The sequence below is a fragment of the Microbulbifer sp. CAU 1566 genome (assembly GCF_023156515.1).
In the GTDB taxonomy this organism is placed as follows: domain Bacteria; phylum Pseudomonadota; class Gammaproteobacteria; order Pseudomonadales; family Cellvibrionaceae; genus Microbulbifer.
Genome location: NZ_JALNMG010000007.1, coordinates 217,675 through 241,479 on the forward strand (window position 1 = coordinate 217,675; position 23,805 = coordinate 241,479).

The following is a 23,805-nucleotide window of genomic DNA, read 5'->3' on the forward strand; positions in this document are numbered from 1 at the left end:
TGGCTTAAAAAAATCACAGGCTCGCGAACGCTTCTTCCACACAGGCCAGGGTGCCCTGTGCATCCAGCTTGTTCAGCCAGTTCACCACGGCATCCTGCAGGGGTGCGCTCTGTTTCAGGTCGTCACCGAACACCGGCGTAAACGCGAGGAAGTTCGCGGCCAGTGCTTCGTTTCCTTGCGGCTTGTACTGATCGCAAATCGCTTTCAGGTCTGCCGCCAGCGGATCGGAAACCTCGATGGCATTGCCTTTCTCGTCCACCGCGGATACGTAACGGATCCAGTTGGCCAGGGCAAAGCTCAGCACTTCGATGGGACCGTTATTCGCCAGCTGGTGGCGCAGGGTGCCCAGCCAGCGCTGCGGAATCTTCTGCGAACCGTCCATGGCGATCTGCCAGGTACGGTGGCGCAGGGCGCGGTTCTCGAAGCGCTCGATCAGTTCTGCCTGGTAAGCGGCAATATCAAACTCGGCAGGTACCTCGATAGAGGTAGTAGCCTCGGACTGCATGAAGTGCAGTGCCAGCTTGTTGAATGCCGGTACCGCCATCACGTCTGCAACAGTTTCACAGCCAGCCAGATAGCCGCTGTAAGCCAGCATGGAGTGGCTGCCGTTCAGCAGGCGCAGCTTGATCAGTTCGTAGACTTCCACATCGTCCACAAAGGTCGCGCCGGCCTTGTCCCACTCCGGGCGGCCGCGCAGGAAATTGTCTTCCACAACCCACTGGGCGAAAGGCTCCGCCATTACCGCCGCCTCATCGCGACAGCCGATCAGCGCTTCCAGCTCCTCGCGGTCGGCATCGGTGGTGGCCGGCACAATACGGTCCACCATGGTGGACGGCGTGGTGGTGTTTTCCGCAATCCACGCTGCCAGTTCGCTGTCGACTTTCTCCGCAAACTGCCCCAGCACGTTGCCCAGCAGCTTGCCGTTGGATGGCAGGTTGTCACAGGTCAGTACGGTAAAGCCCGGCAGACCGCGCTCCTTGCGCAGGGCCAGGGCGCCGACGATGTAACCAAGCGCAGACTTGGGAGCTTGCGGATTCGCCAGATCGTGAATCACGTCCGGGTGCTGCGGGTTCAGGTCGCCGCTCGCCGGATCGTGGCAGTAGCCTTTCTCGGTGATGGTCAGGGAAACGATACGCACGCTTTCCTGGGCCAGCAGCTCCAGCAGTTGCTGTGGGCTTTCCGGGCCCACCAGCACATCGCTCACCGCACCGACGATCTGCACCTTGGTGCCCGCATTGGACTTCTCCACCACGGAATAAAGGCCGTTCTGCGGCACTAGCTGATCGCGTACCCCGGCGGAGCGCAGGCTCGCACCCACAATGCCCCAGTCCTTTTCACCGGCGGCAATACGGTTTTCCGTGTACCACGCCTGGTGTGCGCGGTGGAAAGCGCCGATGCCCAGGTGCACGATGCCAGTAGTGACTTCGTTGCGGTCGTAGGCCGGTTTGATCACCTCGGCGGGGAGGCTTTCCAGAAGTTGGTTGTTGAGTCTTTCTTGGCTCATTTCTTTCTACCTATCAAAGCTTGTAGGCTTTTTTCGCCAGGTTGTAGGCAAGGTCCGCGGCCAGTTCGAAGGCTTCGTCTTCCTGCAGGCGGTGGTCGCTGACCAGTTGCGCCAGCCATACACAATCCATACGGCGCGCCACATCGTGGCGGGCGGGGATGGACAGGAACGCGCGGGTGTCATCGTTAAAGCCAACGGTATTGTAGAAACCGGCAGTCTCGGTCACCTGCTCGCGGAAACGACGCATGCCTTCCGGACTATCGTGGAACCACCAGCTCGGGCCCAGCTTCAGTGCCGGGTAGTGACCCGCCAGCGGTGCCAGTTCGCGGCTGTAGCTGGTCTCGTCCAGAGTGAACAGAATAATTGTCAGGTTCGGCTCATTACCTACCGCTTCCAGCAGCGGCTGCAGCGCGTGTACGTAGTCGGTCTGGGAGGGGATATCGCAGCCCTTGTCGCGACCGAAGCGCTCGAACACCACCTTGTTGTGGTTGCGGAAAGAGCCGGGGTGGATCTGCATCACCAGACCATCTTCGATGCTCATGCGCGCCATCTCGGTCAGCATCTGGCCGCGGAACAGCTCCGCATCTGCTGCGCTGCCGTTACCCGCGCTCACCTTCAGGAACAGCGCCTCGGCTTCCGCCGCAGACAGGTTCGCGGTGGTCGCAGTGGGGTGACCGTGGTCGGTGGAGGTAGCGCCCATCTGCTTGAAGAATTCACGACGGTTACGCAGCGCCGCCAGATAACCGGACCAGGTGGAAGTATCTTCACCAGTGATCTCGGCCAGCTGCGCCAGGTTATCGGTAAAGCCCTCGAAGTCCGGGTCCAGTACCGGGTCCGGACGGAATGCGGTAATCACACGGCCCTTCCAGCCGCTGTCCAGAATCTTCTGGTGGTGACGCAGGTCGTCCAGCGGGGATTCGGTGGTGGCAATCACTTCGATATTGAAACGCTCGAACAGCGCGCGCGGCAGGAACTCCGGCTGGCGCAGATAGCTGTCGATACGCTCGTAGTAAAGATCGGCCGTCTCAGTGCTCAGCTGTACATCCAGCTCGAACACATCGTGGAAAACGGTATCCAGCCAGGTGCGCGACGGGGTGCCGCGGAACAGGTGGTAATTGTCCGCCAGCAGTTGCCAGATCTTGCGTGGATCCTGCTCAACCTGGGCGCCGTCCTGAGTGCGGATACCCAGGCTCTCCAGCGGGATACCCTGGGAGTAGAGCATACGGAAGACATAGTGATCCGGGCGAATCAGCAGGTTGGCCGGGTTGCCGAACGGCTGGTTCTCGGCGAACCAGGACGGGTCCGTGTGGCCGTGCGGGCTGATGATCGGCAGGTCTTTCACGCTCTGGTAAAGATTGCGCGCGATATCCCGGCTCACTTTATCGGCCGGAAATAGACGGTCGGGATGCAGAATCAGAGGGCGTGTCATGGGTATGCTTCCAGATTTCGGGTTTGCCATTTGGGATCAGCTGCGCGGGTTGTTGTGTAGCCGGTGCTGGCCCCGTTTATTGTTGTGTGGTTTTCTCAATCTCTCACCTGTAACGCCGTACATCTTCTCTCGCTGTGCGACTACTTTTCTCGCTGTGCGACCACCCGGTGACGTGACTGTCCGGTGAAAAGAGGCGGAACAAGAAAAAGCCCGGCTCTCCGCCCAGAACAACGCTGGGGCGGGAGCGGGCGGTATGCGCTAAACAAAGGCAAAGGGGTCCAAACCAGCCCCCTCGTGCCCGGTGCGCCAGGCGATGGAGAAAACCTCGATGCCCGATGAAGAGCAGCGATTGTTGTCATGTTGCCAAAAATTGGTTATACCAGTCAACCATTCTGGTAAGGCATTTTGAATTGGGCGATAATTCCAGCCCTCGATACCCCTTATCCGTACCGAATAACCGCCATAAGAAAAAGCGCCAGCGGGCGCGTAGGAGAGAGTAGTGAAGCTGGCAGCACTGGGAGAAGTCATGGTGGAACTGGCGCCGCAGGCGTCGGTTCAGGAGCAGGCAGGCAGCGACAAGCCGCTGCTGGCGCAGTCCTACGCCGGGGATACCTACAACACCGCGGTGTATATCGCCCGCGGCGGTGTCAGTGTCAGCTACGTGACCCTGCTGGGGGATGACCCCTACAGTGAGGAAGTGCTCACTCGCCTGGCCGGGGAGGGGATTGATACCAGCGCCATCGCGCGCCTGCCGGGCCGCTGCCCGGGCCTGTACATGATTCAGAACACGCCAGACGGCGAGCGCTACTTCACCTACTGGCGCGACCAGGCCCCGGCCCGGGAGCTGTTTGCGGATGCGGACCGCCGCGAGGCGCTGAAGGCCCATTTGCGCGAAATGGACTGCCTCTACCTGTCTGGCATCACCCTTGCCATCATGAGCGCGGATGCCCGCGTCGAACTGCTGGCGTTCCTCAAGGAATACCGTGCCGCTGGCGGCCGTGTGGCCTTCGACAGCAACTATCGCCCGCGCCTGTGGAAGTCTGCCGACGAGGCGCGGGAAGCGGTGGCCGCCTTTATGGCCGTGACCGATATGGCGCTGCTGACCTTTGAGGACGAGCAGGCGCTGTGGGGCGACAAGCGCGCGGGCCAGTGTGTACAACGCAATTCCAGGGCGGGTGTGGTGGAGTTGGTGATCAAGCGCGGCGCCGAGCCGGTGTTGCTGCAGCTCGACGGCGAACTGACCGCCATCGACGTGCCCCCGGTCAGCCGTGTGGTGGATACCACTGGCGCTGGCGACTCTTTCAATGCCGGTTACCTGGCGGCCCGTTTGCAGGGTGCCAGCCCGCAACAGTCCATCGCTGCGGGCAACCGCTGTGCCGCGCGGGTTATCGGCCACCGCGGTGCCATTATTCCGCGCGCTGAGTATCTGGCTGCTGCTGCAGAGGCGCCGGAAGCCGAGGCCTGCTGAGCAGGCTTGCGGCGGCTGGTCAGGCCCGGTGGTCGAGCCGCTTGTGAATTAACAGGTTAAAAATGCGCCGTTTTGGCGTAATATTCACCGCGAGTTGCGGGTCTACAGCGTTTTTCCTGTCGCCGTCTTGGGGAGGGATGTCCCCGATGCCACTTGCCGGGAGCTCTCGCCAGGGTAAATCTGCAAAGACCGTTTGCACCCGCTGACCGGTTGTTGGTAGTATGGTATGACCAATTTGGTCTGCCATGCGTTTGGATGCCCGCTGTATTCCGGGGCCCGGCAGTACCGACACACCTGTACCCGATAAGAAATAAATCGCAGGTCACGATGATGATAACGAGAAGATTCTGGCAGCAGCTGCGCGCTGCGGCGCTGGCAGGCGCCACCATCCTGATGGCCAGCTGCGGCTTTCAGGAAGACCAGGTTGCCCTGAAGCTGGCCCACACCCTGGACCAGCAACACTCGGTACACCGCGCCATGGTGTTTATGGACAAGCGCCTGCGGGAGTTGTCCGGCGATACCATGCGCATCGATATCTATTCCGGCGGTCAGCTGGGCAGTGAGCGCGAACTGATCGAACTGCTGCAGATCGGCAGCCTGGCCATGACCAAGGTCTCCGCCAGCCCCATGGAGGGCTTTGTGCCGGAGATGAAGGTCTTCAACCTTCCCTACGTTTTCCGCGATTCCGAACATTTCTGGAATGTACTGCAGAGCCCAATCGGCAAAGACCTGCTGGTGGCCTGTGAGCGTGCGCGCCTGCGCGGCCTGGGTTACCTGGATGCCGGCAGCCGCAGCTTCTACATGAACGATATCGGTGTGCAGTCGCCGGCCGATCTCGCCGGCCAGAAAATCCGTGTCCAGAACAGCCAGACCGCGATCAAGATGGTCAACACCCTGGGCGGCGCCGCCACCCCGGTGAGCTGGGGTGAGCTGTACACCGCGCTGCAGCAGGGCGTGGTCAACGGTGCCGAGAACAACCCACCGAGTTTCTACCTCTCCAAGCACTACGAAGTGTCCAAGTACTACACCCTGGACGAGCACACCTATGTGCCCGACCTGCTGCTGATCAGCACCGAGGTGTGGAACAAACTGGAACCGCAACAACAGCAGTGGTTGGAGCAGGCCGTGGCCGAAGCCGTGACCTACCAGCGCAAGCTGTGGCAGGAATCCACCGAGGAGTCCCTGGCGGCCGTGAAGGCGGCAGGTGTGGAAGTCATCTACCCGGATAAACAGCCCTTTATCGATGCCGTAAAACCGCTGCACGACAGCTACAAGGGCACCGAGGTTGGCGATCTGCTGGACCAGATCAAAGCCATTAATTAATTGTTAAAAAATAAAAGCCCACTAATAACGAACGATTAAAAGTGGAAGGCAAAGATGATGCAGAAAATTGAAAAGGCCCTGGCCTTTGTGCTGGGTACGCTGCTGGCACTGATGGTGCTGGACGTGACCTGGCAGATCCTCACCCGTTTCCTGCCGATGCAGCCGAGCTCCTATACCGAAGAAGTGGCGCGCTACCTGCTGGTGTGGATCGGCCTGCTGGGCGGTGCCTACGCCTACCGCAAACGCTCCCACCTGGGTATCGACCTGTTGAGCAATGCCCTGCACGGTGCCAAGCGCCGCGCGCTGCAGATTTTTGTGGTGCTGGTGTGTTTTGCCTTCGCCGCCCTGGCGATGGTTTACGGCGGTGCCAAGCTGATGCTGCTCACCTTTGAGCTGGAGCAATACTCTGCGGCGCTGAACCTGCCGATGGGTTATGTCTACAGTGTGCTGCCATTGTCCGGCCTGCTGATCTGCCTCTTTTCCATCGATCATCTGGTCGAGCTGATTACGGCGAAAGAAGAGTTGCCGGCGGAATTCGATTCCGGGGTACATCCCTACACCGATGATGACGCTGAAGCATCGGCTTCCGGTCAGCAGAACCAACAAAAACAAAAGCAGCCCGAAGCTGCCGTCGAAGCCTAAGCGAGGAGAGTCATCGTGGAAGTTGCAGTTCTGGTATTGCTGGTCAGTTTTCTGATCCTTCTCGCGCTTAATGTGCCTATTTCCATCAGTATTGGTGCGGCTACCGTGCTCACCATGCTGTGCACCATCGATTTTGACCCGGCCATGATCACCATGGCCCAGCGTATGGCCAGCGGCATCGACAGCTTCGCGCTGCTCGCCATTCCGTTCTTTATTTTTTCCGGCATGTTGATGGGCAGCGGCGGTATCGCCCGGCGCATTATCGACTTCGCCCGCGTGCTGGTGGGCATGTTGCCCGGCGGCCTGGCGTTCGTGAACATCATCAGCTGCACCCTGTTCGGCTCCATTTCCGGTTCTGCAGTTGCGGCCACCTCGGCCATCGGCGGCTTCATGATTCCGTCCATGACCAAAGAGGGTTACGACAAAAACTTCAACACGGCGGTGACCGTGGCTTCTTCCACCACCGGCCTGTTGATCCCGCCGAGCAATATTCTCATCGTCTTCTCGCTGGCCTCCGGTGGTGTGTCCATCGCTGCGCTGTTTATTGCCGGCTACCTGCCAGGCCTGCTGCTGGCTCTGGGTTTGATGATGGTGTGTGGCGTCTGGGCGAAAGCCAAAGGCTACCCGGTCGGTGAAAAGCCCACCCTGAAAGAAGCCGTGCAGAAAACCGTGGACGCGGTGCCCAGCCTGTTCCTGATCTTTATCGTGATCGGCGGCATCATCAGTGGTTTCTTCACCGCTACCGAAGCCAGTGCCATCGCCGTACTTTACTCGCTGCTGCTTTCCTGTGTGGTGTACAAGGAAGTGAAGCTGAATCAGTTGCCGGCGCTGCTGACCAAGTCCGTTGAGACCACCGCGATCGTGATGTTCCTGATCGCCGCTTCCTCGGCCATGTCCTGGATCATGTCCTACCAGAATATTCCGCAGACCATCAGCCAGGCCCTGATCACCCTGAGTGATAACCCGCTGCTGATCCTGCTGACCATCAACCTGATTCTTCTCGCTGTGGGCGCCTTTATGGATATGACCCCGGCGGTACTGATCTTTACCCCTATCTTCCTGCCGGTAGTGACCGAGCTGGGAATGTCACCGCTGCAGTTCGGTATCGTGATGATCCTGAACCTGTGTATCGGTCTGTGTACGCCGCCGGTGGGCAGTGTGCTGTTTGTGGGGGCAAGTATTTCCAAAACATCAATCACAGCGTTGATCCGCCCGCTGATGCCCATGTACCTGATGATGTTCGTGGTACTGGCACTGGTCACCTTGGTGCCGGCCATCAGCGAGTTTCTGCCGCGCGCGCTGGGATTGATTGAGTAACTGCCCCAAAGGTTGCTCATCGCTGTACCGGAGGTTGGGCTAGGCCTCCAATGTAGTATCGCCCTGCGTGGCACTTTTCATTGATTTCCTCGCATCATCTCAGGATGGTATTGCCGGGCTGGTTAGCCCGGCTTTTTTTTGTCCTGAGTTACTGACGTAGTGTCCATTGTTTGGGGCAGTGTCTATCCGAGAGCGGCCTGCCGAGGGGCGGGTTGAAACGGCCGCTATCTCTATGGTTATATCTTGAGCCATTTCGCATCTCAAAAGGAATTGCTCTCACCGTGAAATTATCTCTTTCTGGTCTCAACGGATTTTCAGTTGTTCTGCTATCTTCGCTATTGGTTGCTTGCGGCGGCGGTGGATCCTCGTCTGGTGAATCCGGGGATGGTCCTGGAGGAAGCTCGTCATCCAGTTCCAGTTCGTCTTCAAGTTCTTCCTCTAGCTCATCTTCAAGCTCCTCCTCTAGTTCGTCTTCCAGTTCATCATCAGGCAGCTCATCCGGTGGTAGTTCTTCTGGTAGTTCTTCGAGTAGTAGTGGCGGAATGTCGGACACTTCGGCGCCTGAAACATATCTCGACTTTCCCCACCTCGATGGGCTTTGGGTCGAAGGTGAGTACGCGACTATTCGCGGGAGAGCGGAGGATGAAAGTGAAATAAAGTCGATCGCGGTAAACGGGCAGAGCGCATGGACAGAGGATGACTATCGCACCTGGATGGTCACCATTCCGGTATCAGAAGAGGCGATTCAGGGGGCGCAGACCCATTTATCCATCCGCGCAGAAGATATACACGGAAATATCTCCGAAGTCGCCAGCCCGAGAGTGCTGTATTCACACATAGTAAAAGGCGGGCGACTGTGCGGGAGGATGAATTTCGATCGCAATCGCGGAACGTTTCTCGACCTGAGTGTTGGCGTGGTAGAAACCAGCCTTGACCCTTTCCAGCGGGTAAAGCTTGGTGATTTCACTAATAAAAATGTGCTCCGTTTCTACAGCTCGGTTACCCAGGGGTTCTACAGCATAACCCGCGAGGAACTGCGTCAAATTACTCCGAATGGCGATGAGGGCGATCTTGTCTCGAGCCACGGCCAGAACGATGTGTATTTTTCCTGGGTGGGAATCCCTGTTCCTGATGATACTTTGCCGAGAGCTTTTTTCTTCGGCGCCCCTCCCGGTGACAGCGAAGCCGACCTCGAATCGATTTATGCCATCGATTTATACAGCGGAGAGCGCAGCCGCCTCTCGGGCCCTTTCATCGGGAATGGTCCTGCGATCAGTGAATTCGACATACTCACCGTGTCCAATGGCAGAGTATTTGTTGTTACCGATGATGCGGAGGCTTCCATCAAGGGGCTTGCGGAGATTGACCTGGATTCGGGGGATCGTGTTTTGATCAGTAGTGAATCCATCGGAAGTGGTCATTTATGGGATTTTGCCACCGGATTGGCGGTGGATGAAAATGCCGGAAAAGCCTATATCACCGATTTGGGCAATGATCTGGTGGAAGTCGATATCGCTACCGGTGACCGAAAAGTGCTCTCGGCAAGTAGTACATCCGCGCATTCGAACTTGGTGTTTGAGCAGAACCTGGGCCTTGCTGCGAGTGTGGCGCGGGGTGCGATCTATATCAGCAGCTGTCAGGCGAACCATTTGTTGGCCGTTGACATCGAGTCCGGTGAACGGAGTCAAGTTTCACCTTCACTGCGCGGCGCGGGCCCGACGGTGAACAGAATTTCGGACGTCGCCTATGATCCAGCGAACAATCGGATTATTACCCTGAATAAGCTTAACCAGCTTCTGCCCGCGCAACTGATGACTATCGATCCTGTGTCGGGTGATCGAAAAGTATTATCCGGGGAATATGTGGGGGCTGGTGTGGATATCAGTTTTTACTCCGGAGGCCTGACCGTAGATGAGTTGACCGGCGAGGCCTACGTATTTAGCACGCTACGGCCTGAAATTATTAAAATTGACCCGATTTCCGGAGCGCGCAGTATGGTATTGGCTGGCGCGGGATCAGAGGCATCATTGATCGCGAATCCAACAAGCCTTTTTGTCAGCGGCGCCCTGAAGACGCTGTACGTTGGTGATGCTGTGTCGAATGCCTTGATCGGTGTCGATCTGGTATCTGGCGAAGAATTTGTGGTCAGTGCCCCCGGTAGTAAAGGATTGGGCGAAAGTTGGGTTGGCTTGACGGATATTGCGCTCAGTGAAGATCAGCGGACACTCTATGTATCCGATTACGAACAGGAGACAATTTTCAGGGTCGATCTGGAGAGCGGGGATCGCACGATATTGTCCAGTCCATCCATTGGGTCGGGGGAATCGCTGAGACTTTTGCGGGATATCACCCTGGACCCAACGCGTAATCAACTCGTCGTCAACGCCAACAGCACATACGCGCCGCTTGTATTTGTAGATGTGGAAACCGGTGATCGGGAGTTTCGCTACTTCTCCGCGGACTGGCGGTCTCACGATGACCTTACGGTTGATCCGAACAGTGGTCGTATATATTTCGTGCAAGGCTTCACTAATCTGGTTGCCGTGTATGACTACGAAGCGCGTCAGGCGTTTACTTTGTCACAGTAGTTAACTCCAAGGTAAGGCCTTAGTTAAGGCCTTAGTGCCACTCGCCTCGCCCTCAACCGGCCGCCAATTCTGAAAGCAAAATTCTGGCTTGCTCACCGAGAGCCAGTCAGAATTTTGTGTATCCCTGTAAAACTATCATCTGGTCATACTGGATTGGTAAATCCAGATTTTCGCTTTCAGTCACTGCTGGCGGATAAAAGATGATTTAAGTGTCAATATTGCAATTAGTTTTAGATTTTGGCGGATTAAGTCACGTTTTACGGGATTGCCTATCTTTTGTGCGTTTACATTAGCGCCAACCTTGCCTAACCTTGGCTTTAGTTTGGTATTGCCAATTTAATTATCGGTATAACAATAATGGCAAACCGAATTTTTCAGGGCGGTTACGCGGTATCTACCACCCACTGCGATGATGATTGGTCCTGCTCTCCTCAGCTGTATCCCGGACAGTAGTTTCTCAGCGGCACCCGTTTGGGTGGCTTCGCTGTGGCCGGTCGTCTGTCAAAAATCTTCTCGATAAGAAAATAAACGGAAGGTCACATGCAATTTGAGCTGAAGAAGACAGCAGTGCTGGGTGCGCTGCTGGGTAGCTTCGCGGCCGCGGGTGCCACTGCGCAACCCATTGGCTTCGCTACCCAAAATGGCGGTACCACCGGCGGCGCCGGCGGTGAAGTGGTGTACGCCACCACCGGTACCGAAATCCACGCGGCCCTGTGTAATCGGCCGTCGAGTGATACCCCGATCATCATTCATGTCGAAGGCACCATCGATCACAGCAACACCTTCAAGGTATCTGGCGATAGCTGTAATACCGCCGACGGCGTCATCGAAATCAAGGAAGTGAGCAACGTATCCATCATCGGTGTGGGTAACGGTGCCCTGTTCGATGAGCTGGGTATTCACCTGCGCAATTCCTCCAATATCATTCTGCAGAACCTGCATGTGCGGAATGTGAAAAAGTCCGGCTCGCCGACATCCAACGGTGGCGATGCGATCGGAATGGAGACCAACGTTTACAACGTATGGGCGGACCACCTGACTCTGGAAGCCCAGGGTGGTGAAAGCGACGGTTACGATGCGCTGTTCGATATGAAGGCGACGACAAAGTACGTCACTCTTTCCTACAGCATTCTGCGCAATTCCGGGCGCGGTGGTCTCGTAGGGTCCAGTGATAGTGACGACAATAACGGCCCGGTAACCTTTCATCACAACCTTTACGAGAATATCGATTCCCGTACCCCGTTGCTGCGCCACGCCACTGCACACGCGTTCAATAACCACTACCTCGGTTTGAACAAATCCGGTATGAATCCGCGTATCGGTGGGGTCATGAAGGCGGAAAACAATTACTTCGAGGACTCCAAGGATCCGCTCGGTACTTTCTATACCGACGATATGGGGTATTGGGAAGTCAGCGGAAATATCTGGTCCAATGTGACCTGGACCGCGGAAGATTCCAGCAATCACCCGGCGGGCCCGGACCCGGTTTCCACCACTTCCGTCAATATTCCCTATAGCTATTCTGTGAGCGACGCGGGATGTGTGCCGCAGATCGTTGCCGCAACCGCGGGTGCCAACAAAGGTCTATTGGTCGATGACGGCAACTGTGAAATCACCGGCGGCAGCTCTTCCAGCTCATCCGGAGGAAGTTCCAGTTCCTCGAGTTCTTCCAGCTCTTCTAGCTCGGGCGGTACTTCTTCAAGCAGCTCCAGCTCATCCTCTTCCAGCAGTTCCGGTGGTACCGGTAGCTCTGGCGGCAGCGTGCCGGGCGAGCTGGGTACGAACCTGTCCATCGGTGCCGGCTCCGACGGCTCCAGCAAGGGCAGTGGCAGTTACGGTGATGTGCGCGATGGCGATGTAAGTTCTGCCTGGCAGCCGTCTTCTACCAGCGGCGAGCGCATCTCCATCAAGTGGGGTGCCGACACCAGCTTCAATACCGTGATCATTCGCGAGAACGGCAATGCGGTACAGGGCTGGCGCCTGGTGAACAACGACACCGGTGCGGAACTGGCTTCTGGCAGCAGCATCGGTGCGGAAATGCAGGTGTATCTGGGCGATGTGTCCATGTCCAAGATCAACTTGGAAATCGACAGCGCCAGCAGCGCGCCCTATATCGCTGAGTTTGAGGTGTACAACGCGACCGGCGATGTGAGCTCTTCCTCCAGCAGTTCTTCCAGTAGCTCGAGCGGTGGTTCTTCCTCCGGTTCCGGCAGCAGCTCGTCCTCCTCTTCCAGCTCCGGTGGCGGTGGTACTGTTTCCACCCTGGTACTGCAGGAAACCGAAGCGGGCTTCTGTGCCGTGGATGGTGCTCTGGAATCCGAGCACGCGGGCTTCACCGGTTTTGGCTATGCCAACACCGAAAATGCCAGCGGTACCGGCGTGGACTGGTCTGTGGTGGTTCCGGCTGCGGGTACTTATACCCTGGACCTGCGCTTCGCCAACGGTGGTGGTGATCGCCCGGGCAGCGTACTGGTGAACGGTTCCGCGCAGGCTTCGGTATCCCTGAGTGACACCGGCGCCTGGTCTACCTACACCAGCGAAAGCGTGACCGTAACCCTGGCGGCCGGCTACAACGAGATTCGCCTGGAAGCCACTGGCAGCAGTGGTCTGGCAAATATCGACAGCCTGTCGGTGACCGGTGTTGAACCTGTTGCGGGCGACTGTGCCGGCGGCAGTGACGGTGGTTCTTCCTCTGGTGGCAGCAGCTCTTCCAGCAGCTCCAGCTCTTCTTCCGGCGGTACCAGCAGCAGCTCCAGTTCTTCGTCCGGTGGTACCAGCTCCAGCAGCAGTTCTTCCTCTTCCGGCGGAACCAGCAGCTCTTCCTCCAGCTCTTCCAGCGGCGGTACTTCATCCTCTGGTGGCGCTTTCCCGTCTCCGGAAGTGAGCAACGCCTGCTACATTCTGTCCACCGACCCGAATGTAAACTGGCGCGATTCCAGCGAGCTGACCACCGACCAGGAAATTGTTGAGTGTCTGTCTGCAACCCTGGGTCGTGCAGTAGGCTACGGTGAAAACGCCCGCGGCGGTTACGATCCCGATGGCAACAGCACCCTGACCGTGATCACCAAAAACGACCCGCAGGGCCGCAGCGTTGAGCAGCAAATCCTGGAAGCGGTCACCGGTGACGCGCCCAACTGGATCGTGTTCGACAAGTTCGAATTTGCCAATGAAACCGAAGTGGCCATGTACCGCAATGACTGTGGTGATGCCTCGGTGCAGTCGGCCATCGGTGGTACTGAAGCCCAGTGTCGTGACTATCACCAGTGGTGTGACGACAACGGCTATAACGATCACGAATCCTGCATGGCCGAGTTCTTCAACAACCGCCTGAACGACAAGGCACTGCCAATTCGCAACACCAAAATCGGTTCCAACAAAACCATCGACGGTCGTCAGGCAAATGCCTACTTCCGTTTCAATGGTTTTGCTATTGGTAGTGACAGTTCCGGTTCGCCGGTATTGACCTCCGAGCATGTGATCCTGACCAATCTGGAATTCCGCGGAGCCGGTCACACCGAAGACCACTACCTGGATCCGGACATGATCCGCAGCACCGGTGCCTCCCACGAAATCTGGATTCACCAGAACACCTTCGACACCACCGGCGACTCGGCATTTGATGTCAAAGTGGGGGCTTACAACATCACCATGTCGTTCAACAAACTGGTGAATGTAAAGCGCGCGGCCCTGCACGGTTCCAGCGACAGCCGGACCATCAATGAGCAGATCCGTACCACCATGCACCACAATGCGTTCATTACTACGGACGATCACTACAACTACCTGGGCAATACCCTGCGTCGTGTGCCGCTGATCCGCCGTGGTACCACGCACATGTTTGATAACTTCTTCATGAACTACCGCAAAGACATCCTGAGTGTTCGCGTGGGCGCAACGGTTCTGTGGGAAGACAACATGGTGTTGATGAACCGCGACTTCCAGGAAAAGGACGACGTGGTGCAGGCACTGAACGAGCGCGGTGAAGAGCTGGCTCGGGATGTGGACGGTGGTAACTTCCGCTCCGAGGGTACCAAAGTATGGTTCTCCGACGCGGCCTGTAACCTGGATCCGTCTCTGGTTTACGAGATCGCGGATGCCTCTGGCACCGTGGCGGATCTGAAGCAGAGCTACTCGCAGTACTCTCAGGACCTGATCGCCTCTGAGCGTCGCCCGGCCGGCCAGGAACTGGCGGACTACATCAGCGCAACCGCGGGTAAAAACGGTGAGATTCCGTTTAACTCCCCGCTGGGCTTCAGTCAGGATTACATCCTGGGTTTGGGCGAGGTCGCTTGCCAGTAAAATGTCCGTCAGTCACCTGACTTTCGGCAAATAAAAAATCCCCCGCGCGCGAGCCCGGGGGATTTTTTTGTGCCTGAATTCAGGGTGTAACAGCGGCGGCTTACTTGAGCGGCGTGCCCGGAGGTAGTACCAGGTTCACGTCGTTGGGTGTGATGATGTCGAACAGGCCGAGAAATTTTGTCGCCGCCGCCTTGTCACCGGAAACCGTCACACCTTCAGCCAGCTTGCCGGTGGCAATGGTTTTGAGAATGGCTAGCTTGGTGCCGGTAATGGTGGCGTCGGGTTTGGCCATCTTGCCGTCGATAAAGGCCGCAATTTTATTGCGCACCTTGAAGCCCACTGCCTCGTTGGTATCGGAAACCACAAACTGCACGTTCACCTTCGCATCGGCCGCACGGTCTGCGTTAAGGCGTACTCTCATGGTTTTAAGAAAAGACTTGGTCGGCAGCACTTTTACAATGGCCGGGTCGGCAAAGTTCCAGGGTTGGGAGCGATCCAGAGTTCCATCCAGTTCTTTCGATGCCGCAATACCAAAGCCGCGCCAATAGATGTTGGTTTGCAGGTAGCCCCATTTACGCAATGCTTCCGCTTTCAGCTTGCGCGCCTCCATATCCTTGGGGTCCACATTGATCTGGTGGGTCAGCAGCTCGGCAGCCCAGCCGTAGTCTTTATTGTCGATGGCTTTGCGGCCTTCTTTCAAAATGGCATCGCGGCCGCCCATCACCCGCACATACTGTTCAGACAGCTTTTTCGGTGCCGGGCGCGCCAGTTGTGTGGGATCACCTTCCCACCAGCCGATGTAACCGCCGTATATATTGCGCACTGAATGCGCCACGGTGCCGTAGTACTCCTGCAGCCAGGGATCACTGGCGAAGGGCTCCGGCAGCACGACTTTCTCTGCCAGTTCGTCGCGGGTATAGCCCAGGTTGGTCCAGTAGATGGCCTGGTCGTGCACATACTGGATGGCGTCGCGGTAGTTACGAATGCGCTCTGTTATAAAGTCATTGCCTTTCCAGGCGCGCATATGCGAGCCGGAGTAGGTGTCGGACTTCTGCGCGTATGCCAGCAGAATATCCACACCCTCCATCCATGCCTCAACGTCGCGGTAGGACGTGCCGCGCAATGTATAGAGATTGGGAAAAGTTTCGCCCTGAATGGTTTCGGATCCATGCACGTGACGGAATTCGGGGAAATAAACATCCACCTCATCGGTGCCAGCGTCGCCATACGCATGGAAGACTTCCATATCGATACCGGAAACCTTGAGCTTGAGGGGCTGGCCAGTTTTTACGGTATCCGTCGGCAAATAAAACGAAATGGGGCCGGCACCGAATACCGGGCCGATACCGCCGTGTACAAATCCCTCCGCAGATACCGGCAGGTAGCCCGCGGCATAGGCGGTGCGCTGGGTCAGGATATTACCCACGACCCCTACGTCGTTGATCAGGTTTTCCAGGAAGTGTTCGGAGGCGATGATTTTCACCTTGCCGCTGTCCACATCCTGCTGGGTTACCCCCCAGCCTGCGGAACCGAAGGCGTGGTCTGGGTGGCGGTGGGTGTAGACAATTGCAGTCACCGGCAGATTCGCCGCCGCGGGTACTGCTTTGATAAAGGCCTCATGGGTGGCTTTGGCGCTATCGTCATCGGAGCCCGGATCTATCACGATGAGCCCGTCATCGCCGATGGCAATCAGGGTGGAGGCGATCTGAAACCCGTAGGTGTGATAGATCTTGTCCTTCACCACTTCCTGGATGCTTTCCGGCATCATTTTGGCGTATTCGGTTGCTGCACGCGCAACGGTATCTGCCGGCTTGGTGTAAGCCAGATTCTCGCCCTGCCAGATGTGTGGCATCAGGTTGTCGAGAACTTTTTTGCTGTTGAAATTGGCCGGGTCCTGGCTGCGGACGGGGCTGTTCAGGCTGCCGGTGTCCTGCGCCATTGCAGAGACAGTTGCCATTATTACGACAACCGTTGCGGCCATCATTGTGGCCGATACCCATGTGCGTTTTCGCGTTTTCGAGTCTGGCTGTACATGCGCCATAAATATTCACTTCCCTGTTGAGTAACTGCTGGCTTGTTGTCGCTGGGGCCTGCAGCTGAAGGGCGACCGGAGTCGGGTGGCAGGCATGGAGAGCACAGCAAGTATAGGAAGGGATGGTTGTTTGCCGTGAAAGTCAGGTAAGTCGCCGCGCCAAATCTGTGGGCGTATTTGGCGTGACCAATTATGCGAGTAGCTTCCCGTTTCTATCGAACGTTTCCTGAAAAGTTGGCGCCTGACTTTTCTGTCTTTATTTTATTTCTTGGCAGCTGGTGATCGCGCGCCTTCAGGCTGGAGATAGGCTTTCTCTCTGGGTTTATTCATTTAGCGCCAATTTATGGCATTTATCGTGGCTTCTTACGCCGCAAGCGCGCTTATGGGGCGCAATAGGCTTTACACGGGTTTCCATTCTGACTAACCTCTTCGTGGTTTTGGTATTGCCAATTGGCGCCTCATTAGAAGGCCGAAATTAAGAATAATGGCAAGCCAATATTGTGGACTGCATATCCTTACGCAGTCCTGAGCGATGATGATTAGTCCCTAACTGAAAGTTGTTCCCGTTAGCCCCTGATACAGGGTGAGCAATTTAGGGCGTTGTTTCCGGGTGTTGTGCCTGTGACTGGTCGTCTGACTACATCTTCTAAAAAACATAAATACGGAAGGTCACATGCAATTCAAGCTGAAGAGAGCCGCAATGCTGAGTGCATTGTTGGGCACCTTCGCGGCCGCGGATGTTTCCGCACAGGCCACGGGGTTTGCCACGCAAAATGGCGGTACCACCGGCGGCGCCGGTGGCAATGTGGTGTATGCCACTACCGGTACCGAAATTCACGCCGCCCTGTGTAATCGCCCATCCAGCGATACTCCTGTCATCATCCACGTCGAAGGCACCATCAATCACGGCAATACCAGCAAGGTATCCGGCGACAGCTGTAACACCGCCGACGGCGTGATCGAAATCAAGGAAGTCAGCAACGTTTCCATCATCGGTGTCGGCAACGGCGCCCTGTTTGATGAGCTGGGTATTCACCTGCGTGCGTCGTCCAACATCATTCTGCAAAACCTGCACGTGCGGAATGTCAAAAAATCCGGTTCCCCAACCTCCAACGGCGGTGACGCCATCGGTATGGAAAGCGGCGTTTACAACGTGTGGGCAGACCACCTGACGCTGGAAGCGTCCGGCGGTGAGAGTGACGGTTACGACGCGCTGTTTGATATGAAAGCGGACACCAAATACGTGACCCTTTCCTACAGCATCCTGCGCAACTCCGGCCGCGGTGGTCTTGTTGGTTCCAGCGATAGTGACACCAACAATGGCCCGGTCACTTTCCACCACAACCTCTACCAGAATATTGATTCCCGCACCCCGCTGTTGCGCGGCGCCACCGCGCACGCATTCAACAACCACTATACGGGTCTCAACAAGTCCGGTATGAACCCGCGTATCGGCGGCAAGATGAAGGCGGAAAATAACTACTTCGAAAACTCGAAGGATCCGCTCGGTACTTTCTACACCGATGACATGGGCTACTGGGAAGTCAGCGGCAACGTCTGGTCAAACATCACCTGGACCGCGGAGGATTCCGACAATCATCCCGCCGGGCCCAATCCGGTATCCACCACTTCCGTCAGCATTCCGTACAGCTACCAGCTGTGTAACGGCAATCTGGTACCGCAGGTGGTGGCGTCTACCGCCGGTGCCAACAAGGGCAACCTGGTAGCGGACAGCAGCTGTAGCGTGAGCTCTTCCAGCTCTTCCGGTGGCAGCAGTTCCAGTTCGTCTGGTGGTAGCACTTCCGGCTCCAGTGGTTCTTCCAGCAGCTCGTCTGGCGGCAGCTCCAGTTCTTCTGGTGGCTCTGGCGGCAGTGGTTCCGGCGGCGGTGAGCTGGGCCCGAACCTGGCGCTCTCCGGTGATGCGGACGGCTCCAGTAAAGGCAGCGGCTCCAGCTATGGCAATGCCATCGATGGCGATACCAGCAGTTACTGGCAGCCGGGCTCCAGCAGCGATGAGCGTATTTCCGCGAAAAATTTCGGTGGCAGTTTCAACACCGTGATCATTCGTGAGATCGGCAATAACGTTCAGTCCTGGCGCCTGGTCAACAACGACACTGGCGATGAACTGGCTTCCGGTTCCGGCATCGGCTCTACCATGCAGGTGTACCTGGGCGATGTGAGCATGGACAAGATCAACCTGATGATCGATTCCGCTTCCAGCGCGCCGCAAATCGCCGAGTTTGAGCTGTATAACGCAACCGGCAGTGGTTCTTCCTCCGGCGGCAGCAGCTCGTCTTCTTCCTCCAGCTCTTCCTCTTCTGGTGGATCTTCCGGCGGCTCTTCCAGCTCCTCGTCCAGTTCGTCCGGTGGTGGCAGTGTCACCCTGAATGTGGGCACGGCCGGTAGCGATGCACAGCTGAACTGGAATATCGACGGTATCGATGTGCGCAACCAGGAAATCTACCGGGATACGGATCCGGATCCTGCGGGTCGCCTGCGCATTGCCACCAGTGTGATCGGCAACAGCTACACCGATATCAATCTGGCGGACGGCACCTACTACTACTGGGTAAAAGTCACCGACCAGAACCTGGTGGCGTACAACTCCAATGGTGACGATGCGGTAATCAGCACCGCGCCGAGCACCCTGGTGCTGCAGGAATCCGAAGCGGGTTACTGTTCAGTGGAGGGTGCGCTGGAATCTGAACACAGCGGTTACACCGGCAGCGGTTACGCCAACACCGACAATGAAAGCGGCATGGGCGTGAACTGGTCCGTGGTAGTCCCTGCCGCCGGCAATTACACCCTGCAGTGGCGCTATGCCAACGGCAGCAGCGATCGCCCCGGATCGGTACTGGTGAACAACGGTGTGCAGACCAGTGTCAGCCTGCCGGGCACCGGCGCCTGGGCCAGCTATGCCGATAGCGGCTCCGTTACCGTGTGGCTGAATGCGGGTTACAACGAAATCCGTCTGGAAGCGACCGGCAGCAGCGGCCTGGCAAATATCGACAGCCTGTCGATTACCGGTGTCGCACCCAGTGCCGGTGATTGTAACGGTGGCGGTGGCTCTTCTTCCGGTGGCAGTAGCTCTTCTTCCAGCAGTTCATCCGGTGGTTCTTCTGGCGGCTCTTCTGGTAGCAGTTCGTCTTCCAGTAGCTCTTCCAGTGGCAGCGGTTCAGGTTCAGGCTCCGGCGGTTCTTCCTCCGGTGGCGATCCCATTGCCTGTGAAACTCTGGTAACTGATCCCAACGTTAACTGGCGCGACTCTTCCGTGCTGGATACCGACCAGGAAATCGTACAGTGCCTGTATGAAACCCTCGGTCGTCCGGTGGGCTACGGTGAAAATGCCATGGGTGGTTACGATCCCAATGGCAACAGCAAGCTGACCGTGATCACCAAAAACAGCAGTGTGCCGGTTGAGCAACAGATCCTCGACGCCATCACCGGCGACGAGCACAACTGGATCGTGTTCGACAAATTCGATTTCGCGGGCGAAACCGAAATTTCCATGCACCGCAACTTCTGTGGCGACGCTTCCGTGCAGTCGGCCATCAATGGTAGCGAAGCTCAGTGTCGCGATTTCCGCAGCTGGTGTTCCAGCAATGGCCTGTCCGGTGATTCCTGTCTGACGGAGTTTTTCAACAATCGCCTGAACGACAAGGACCTGCCGATCCGCAACGCCAAAATCGGTTCCCACAAAACCCTCGATGGACGTTTCAGTAACGGTTACTTCCGCTTCAATGGTTTTGCCATTGGTTCCGACAGCAGCGGTCAACCGGTGGATACGGAAGAAAGTGTGATCCTGACCCACCTGGATTTCCGCGGTGCCGGCCATACCGAAGACCACGGTCTGGATCCGGACATGATCCGCAACACCGGTGCGTCCCACGATATCTGGATTCACAAGAATACCTTCGACACCACCGGTGACGCGGCGTTTGATGTGAAAGTGGGTGCCTATGACATCACCATTTCCTTCAACAAACTGATCAACGTGAAGCGCGCTGCCCTGCACGGCTCCAGTGACTCTCGGACCATCAACGAGCAGATCACCACCACCATGCACCACAATGCGTTTATCACCACCGATGATCACTACAGTGCACTGGGCAACACCCTGCGCCGTATTCCGCTGATCCGTCGCGGCACTTCGCATATGTTCGATAACTTCTTTATGAACTATCGCAAGGACATTCTGAGTGTGCGTGTGGGTGCAACAGTGCTGTGGGAAGACAACACCTTCATGATTAATCGCGACTTCCAGGAGAAGGACGATGTGGTGCAGGCGTTGACCGAGCGTGGTGAGGAACTCGCCCGCGACGTGACCGACGGCAACTTCCGCAGCGAAGGCAGCAAGGTGTGGTTCTCCGATGGCGCCTGTAACCTGGACTCTTCTCTGGTGTACACCATCAGTGACAGCTCCGGTTCTGTCGCAGATCTCTCGCAAAACTATTCGCAGGCCTCTCGCGATGTGATCGCCTCCGAGCGTCGCCCTGCGGGCCAGGCACTGGCGGATTACGTAATTGCCACTGCGGGTAAAGACGGGCATATCCCGTTCAATTCGCCACTGGCCAATAGCCAGAGTTATGTGATTGATCTTGGCGGAGCCAGCTGCCAGTGAAACGTTTTATTGCTTTAGTTTTGTAATAAGCCACAACCCACCTGCTCTCAGGAGCAGGTGGGTTTTTGGGTTTTGACCGGCAATCGAAAAAAGCAGAAAAAATAATAAAAATTTGAGAGAGAAGAAAAAGTGAAGCGACGAGACGCGAATGATCGTTTTATTCGACAACCTTTGTATTCCGCGCTGCTGGCGACCCTGTGTCTGCCGGCAGCCTGGGCCCAGGCCGACCTGGGCTCGAATCTGGCCATTGGCGCAGGCGCTGATGGCAGCAGCAAGGCCAGTGGCTCCAGCTACGGCAACGTGCGCGATGGCAACCTGCAAAGTTACTGGCAGCCTGGCTCCAGCAGTGGCGAGCGGGTATCGGTGAAGTGGGGTATCGATACCCAGTTCAATACGGTCATTGTGCGTGAAGACGGCAACGCGGTGCAGAGCTGGCGTCTGGTAGACCACAACAGTGGCCAGCAGCTGGCTGCCGGTAACGGTCTCGGCGCCGAAGCGGTGATCAGCCTGGGCGATGTTAGCCTGCAAAAACTCAACCTGTTGATCGATAGCGCCAGCAGCGCGCCGAAGATTGCAGAAATCGAAGTGTATAACGCGAGTGGTGACGGGGGCGGCTCTTCCTCAGGCGGGTCTTCTTCCGGCTCATCTTCCGGTTCATCCTCTAGTTCTTCCTCCAGCTCATCCGGCAGCTCTTCGGGTGGCTCGTCCAGCAGCAGTTCTTCTTCCGGTGGCCAGAGCAGCTCTTCTTCGAGCAGTTCTTCCAGCAGCTCGTCCGGTGGTTCCGGTGGCAGTCTCGCAACGCTGATACTGGAAGAGCAGGCGGTCGGCTTCTGCAATGTCGAGGGCACCATTGATTCCAACCACGCAGGTTTTACCGGCAGCGGTTTTGCCAATACGGATAACGCGGCAGGCAAGGGGATCGACTGGTCGGTGAACGTGCCGAGTGCGGGCACTTATACCCTGCAGTGGCGCTATGCCAACGGCGCCAGTGACCGGCCGGGGGATCTGCTGGTCAACGACAGCTGGTCGGCGAATGTGAGTATGCCGGGCAGCGGGGTCTGGAATAACTTTATCGATACCTCCGCGGTGAATGTGGATCTGGAAGCGGGTGACAACACCATTCGCCTCGTTGCCACCACCAGTGGCGGTCTGGCAAATGTGGATAGTCTTTCAGTCACCGGCAACAGCCCCCAGGCGGGCAGCTGCGTGACCAATCCCGGTAGCGGCGGCAGCGCTTTCCCCGGCGCGGTGGGCTTCGGCGCGGATGCCACCGGCGGTCGCGGCGGTGATGTGTACCGCGTGACCAACCTGAACAATTCAGGCAGCGGCTCATTGCGCGACGCCATCGCCTCCGCCAGCGGCCCGCGTACCGTGGTGTTTGCGGTGTCCGGCAATATTCAATTGCAGTCGCCGCTCTCCATCAACCGGGACAATCTCACCATTGCCGGGCAGACGGCACCGGGTGACGGCATTACCCTGTACGGCTATCCCACCGATGTGAGTGCGGACAATGTCATCCTTCGCTACCTGCGTTTCCGCACCGGGGATTTCAATGCGGAAGTGCCGGACCCCAATCCCAATAACCTGCCGCCCAAAGGCAACGGCAACCTGAGTGCAAATAACGCCGGTGGCCTCGATGTGGGCGACAGCAGCAATGTAATCATCGACCACGTTTCCGTGTCCTGGAGCATGGACGAGGTACTGTCCGTGACCAATTCCAACAGCGTCACGGTGCAGAACTCGATCATTGCCGAAGCGCTGAACAACTCCTACCACGACAAGGGCGCGCACGGTTACGGCTCGCTGATCCGCGCCAATGACAACAACGGCGAAGGCTACACCTTCTATCGCAACCTGTATGCGCACAATGACGGTCGCAACCCAGGCCCGGGCAGCAATCAGGGCGATGTCTCCTACAAACTCAAACTCGATTTTGTAAACAACGTCATTTACGGCTGGGGCAATCGCTCCGGTGAAGCGGTGGGCGGCGGTGCCGGCGGTATTGTCGAAATGAATTACGTGGGTAACTACGGCATTGCCAATGGTGACTCGCGCAAATCTGATTCCATCTGGGATGAAGTGAAAACCGAAGGCCTCTACGTCTATCAGTCCGGCAACAAACTCGACAGCGATATGAACGGCGTGCTGAGTGGCAGCGACGGTGGCTGGAGCATGTTCCCGAACTTCACCAGCGGCCAGCAAAAATCCAGCCGCTGGGATTATCCCGAAGTGCCCACCATGACCGCCGATGCCGCCTACAGCTGGGTAATGGCCAACGTGGGCGCGTCCAAAAGCCGCGACGCCGTGGACCAGCGCATCGTCAATCAGGTGATGTCCGGCTCCGGCCAGCTGATCGACAGCCAGGACCAGGTGGGTGGGTTGCCCGCACTTTATTCCTCCGCGGCACCCGCGGACAGCGATGCCGATGGCATGCCGGACAGCTGGGAAAGTGGCAACGGCCTCAACCCGAACAATGCCAGCGATCGCAATGGCTATGACCTGAATGGGGCTTACACCAACCTGGAGGTTTACCTGAACAGCCTGGTAACCCCTTAACAGAGAGCGAATTAGCGCGCGTAGTG

The 23,805-nt window shown here is 57.2% G+C and carries 12 protein-coding genes; 8 read left to right on the forward strand and 4 right to left on the reverse strand.

Annotation, left to right across the window (positions count from 1 at the left end; translation table 11 throughout):
* Positions 1 to 13: 13 nt before the first annotated feature.
* Both M0G74_RS16950 and uxaC read right to left on the reverse strand, forming a co-directional pair.
* A complete protein-coding gene (locus M0G74_RS16950; protein WP_248219840.1) occupies positions 14 to 1,504 on the reverse strand; it encodes a mannitol dehydrogenase family protein in 1,491 nt (496 codons plus the stop codon).
* A 13-nt stretch (positions 1,505 to 1,517) separates the two neighbouring features.
* Positions 1,518 to 2,933, reverse strand: a complete 1,416-nt coding sequence (gene uxaC, locus M0G74_RS16955) for a glucuronate isomerase (protein WP_160151569.1) — start codon at positions 2,931 to 2,933, stop codon at positions 1,518 to 1,520.
* A gap of 499 nt (positions 2,934 to 3,432) precedes the next feature.
* Between uxaC and M0G74_RS16960 the strand changes: the two genes are divergently transcribed.
* The 4 genes from M0G74_RS16960 (at position 3,433) to M0G74_RS16975 (ending at position 7,683) form a co-directional block, all read left to right on the forward strand.
* Complete coding sequence (locus tag M0G74_RS16960) at positions 3,433 to 4,401, forward strand: sugar kinase (protein WP_248219842.1); 969 nt, start codon at positions 3,433 to 3,435, stop codon at positions 4,399 to 4,401.
* A 393-nt stretch (positions 4,402 to 4,794) separates the two neighbouring features.
* Entirely contained in the window at positions 4,795 to 5,724 is a 930-nt protein-coding gene (locus M0G74_RS16965) for a TRAP transporter substrate-binding protein (protein WP_248219889.1), read from the forward strand.
* Between the two features lie 54 nt (positions 5,725 to 5,778).
* Entirely contained in the window at positions 5,779 to 6,366 is a 588-nt protein-coding gene (locus M0G74_RS16970) for a TRAP transporter small permease (protein ID WP_160151558.1), read from the forward strand.
* A 15-nt stretch (positions 6,367 to 6,381) separates the two neighbouring features.
* Positions 6,382 to 7,683 carry a TRAP transporter large permease gene (locus tag M0G74_RS16975; RefSeq protein WP_160151557.1) on the forward strand — a complete coding sequence of 434 codons (1,302 nt, stop codon included), beginning with the start codon at positions 6,382 to 6,384 and terminating at the stop codon, positions 7,681 to 7,683.
* 148 nt (positions 7,684 to 7,831) lie between these two features.
* Here M0G74_RS16975 and M0G74_RS16980 read toward each other — a convergent pair whose 3' ends face one another.
* Positions 7,832 to 8,236, reverse strand: coding sequence for a hypothetical protein (locus M0G74_RS16980; protein ID WP_248219844.1), 405 nt, complete (start codon positions 8,234 to 8,236; stop codon positions 7,832 to 7,834).
* Here M0G74_RS16980 and M0G74_RS16985 point away from each other — a divergent pair.
* Together M0G74_RS16985 and M0G74_RS16990 are read left to right on the forward strand one after the other, a co-directional pair.
* Positions 8,226 to 10,271 (forward strand): PQQ-binding-like beta-propeller repeat protein, encoded by a 2,046-nt coding sequence (locus M0G74_RS16985; protein ID WP_248219846.1) that lies wholly within the window; start codon positions 8,226 to 8,228, stop codon positions 10,269 to 10,271. The two genes, M0G74_RS16980 and M0G74_RS16985, sit on opposite strands and share 11 nt — an antisense overlap.
* 540 nt (positions 10,272 to 10,811) lie before the next feature.
* A complete protein-coding gene (locus tag M0G74_RS16990) occupies positions 10,812 to 14,570 on the forward strand; it encodes a CBM35 domain-containing protein (RefSeq protein WP_248219848.1) in 3,759 nt (1,252 codons plus the stop codon).
* A gap of 100 nt (positions 14,571 to 14,670) precedes the next feature.
* Here the strand turns inward: M0G74_RS16990 and M0G74_RS16995 are convergent, their stop codons facing one another.
* Positions 14,671 to 16,527, reverse strand: a complete 1,857-nt coding sequence (locus M0G74_RS16995) for an alkyl sulfatase dimerization domain-containing protein (RefSeq protein WP_248219850.1) — start codon at positions 16,525 to 16,527, stop codon at positions 14,671 to 14,673.
* Positions 16,528 to 17,275: 748 nt separating this feature from the next.
* Between M0G74_RS16995 and M0G74_RS17000 the strand changes: the two genes are divergently transcribed.
* Positions 17,276 to 21,223 (forward strand): CBM35 domain-containing protein, encoded by a 3,948-nt coding sequence (locus M0G74_RS17000; RefSeq protein WP_248219852.1) that lies wholly within the window; start codon positions 17,276 to 17,278, stop codon positions 21,221 to 21,223.
* 129 nt (positions 21,224 to 21,352) lie between these two features.
* A complete protein-coding gene (locus tag M0G74_RS17005) occupies positions 21,353 to 23,779 on the forward strand; it encodes a CBM35 domain-containing protein (RefSeq protein WP_248219854.1) in 2,427 nt (808 codons plus the stop codon).
* The last annotated feature ends 26 nt before the right edge of the window (positions 23,780 to 23,805 follow it).

Excerpts from the sequence above, each read along its gene's own strand:
- M0G74_RS16985 (WP_248219846.1), top strand. The coding sequence starts at position 8,226 with ATGTCGGACACTTCGGCGCCTGAAACATATCTCGACTTTCCCCACCTC.
- uxaC (WP_160151569.1), bottom strand. The coding sequence starts at position 2,933 with ATGACACGCCCTCTGATTCTGCATCCCGACCGTCTATTTCCGGCCGAT.
- M0G74_RS16970 (WP_160151558.1), top strand. The coding sequence starts at position 5,779 with ATGATGCAGAAAATTGAAAAGGCCCTGGCCTTTGTGCTGGGTACGCTG.
- M0G74_RS16965 (WP_248219889.1), top strand. The coding sequence starts at position 4,795 with ATGGCCAGCTGCGGCTTTCAGGAAGACCAGGTTGCCCTGAAGCTGGCC.
- M0G74_RS16995 (WP_248219850.1), bottom strand. The coding sequence starts at position 16,527 with ATGGCAACTGTCTCTGCAATGGCGCAGGACACCGGCAGCCTGAACAGC.
- M0G74_RS16950 (WP_248219840.1), bottom strand. The coding sequence starts at position 1,504 with ATGAGCCAAGAAAGACTCAACAACCAACTTCTGGAAAGCCTCCCCGCC.
- M0G74_RS16990 (WP_248219848.1), top strand. The coding sequence starts at position 10,812 with ATGCAATTTGAGCTGAAGAAGACAGCAGTGCTGGGTGCGCTGCTGGGT.
- M0G74_RS17000 (WP_248219852.1), top strand. The coding sequence starts at position 17,276 with ATGCAATTCAAGCTGAAGAGAGCCGCAATGCTGAGTGCATTGTTGGGC.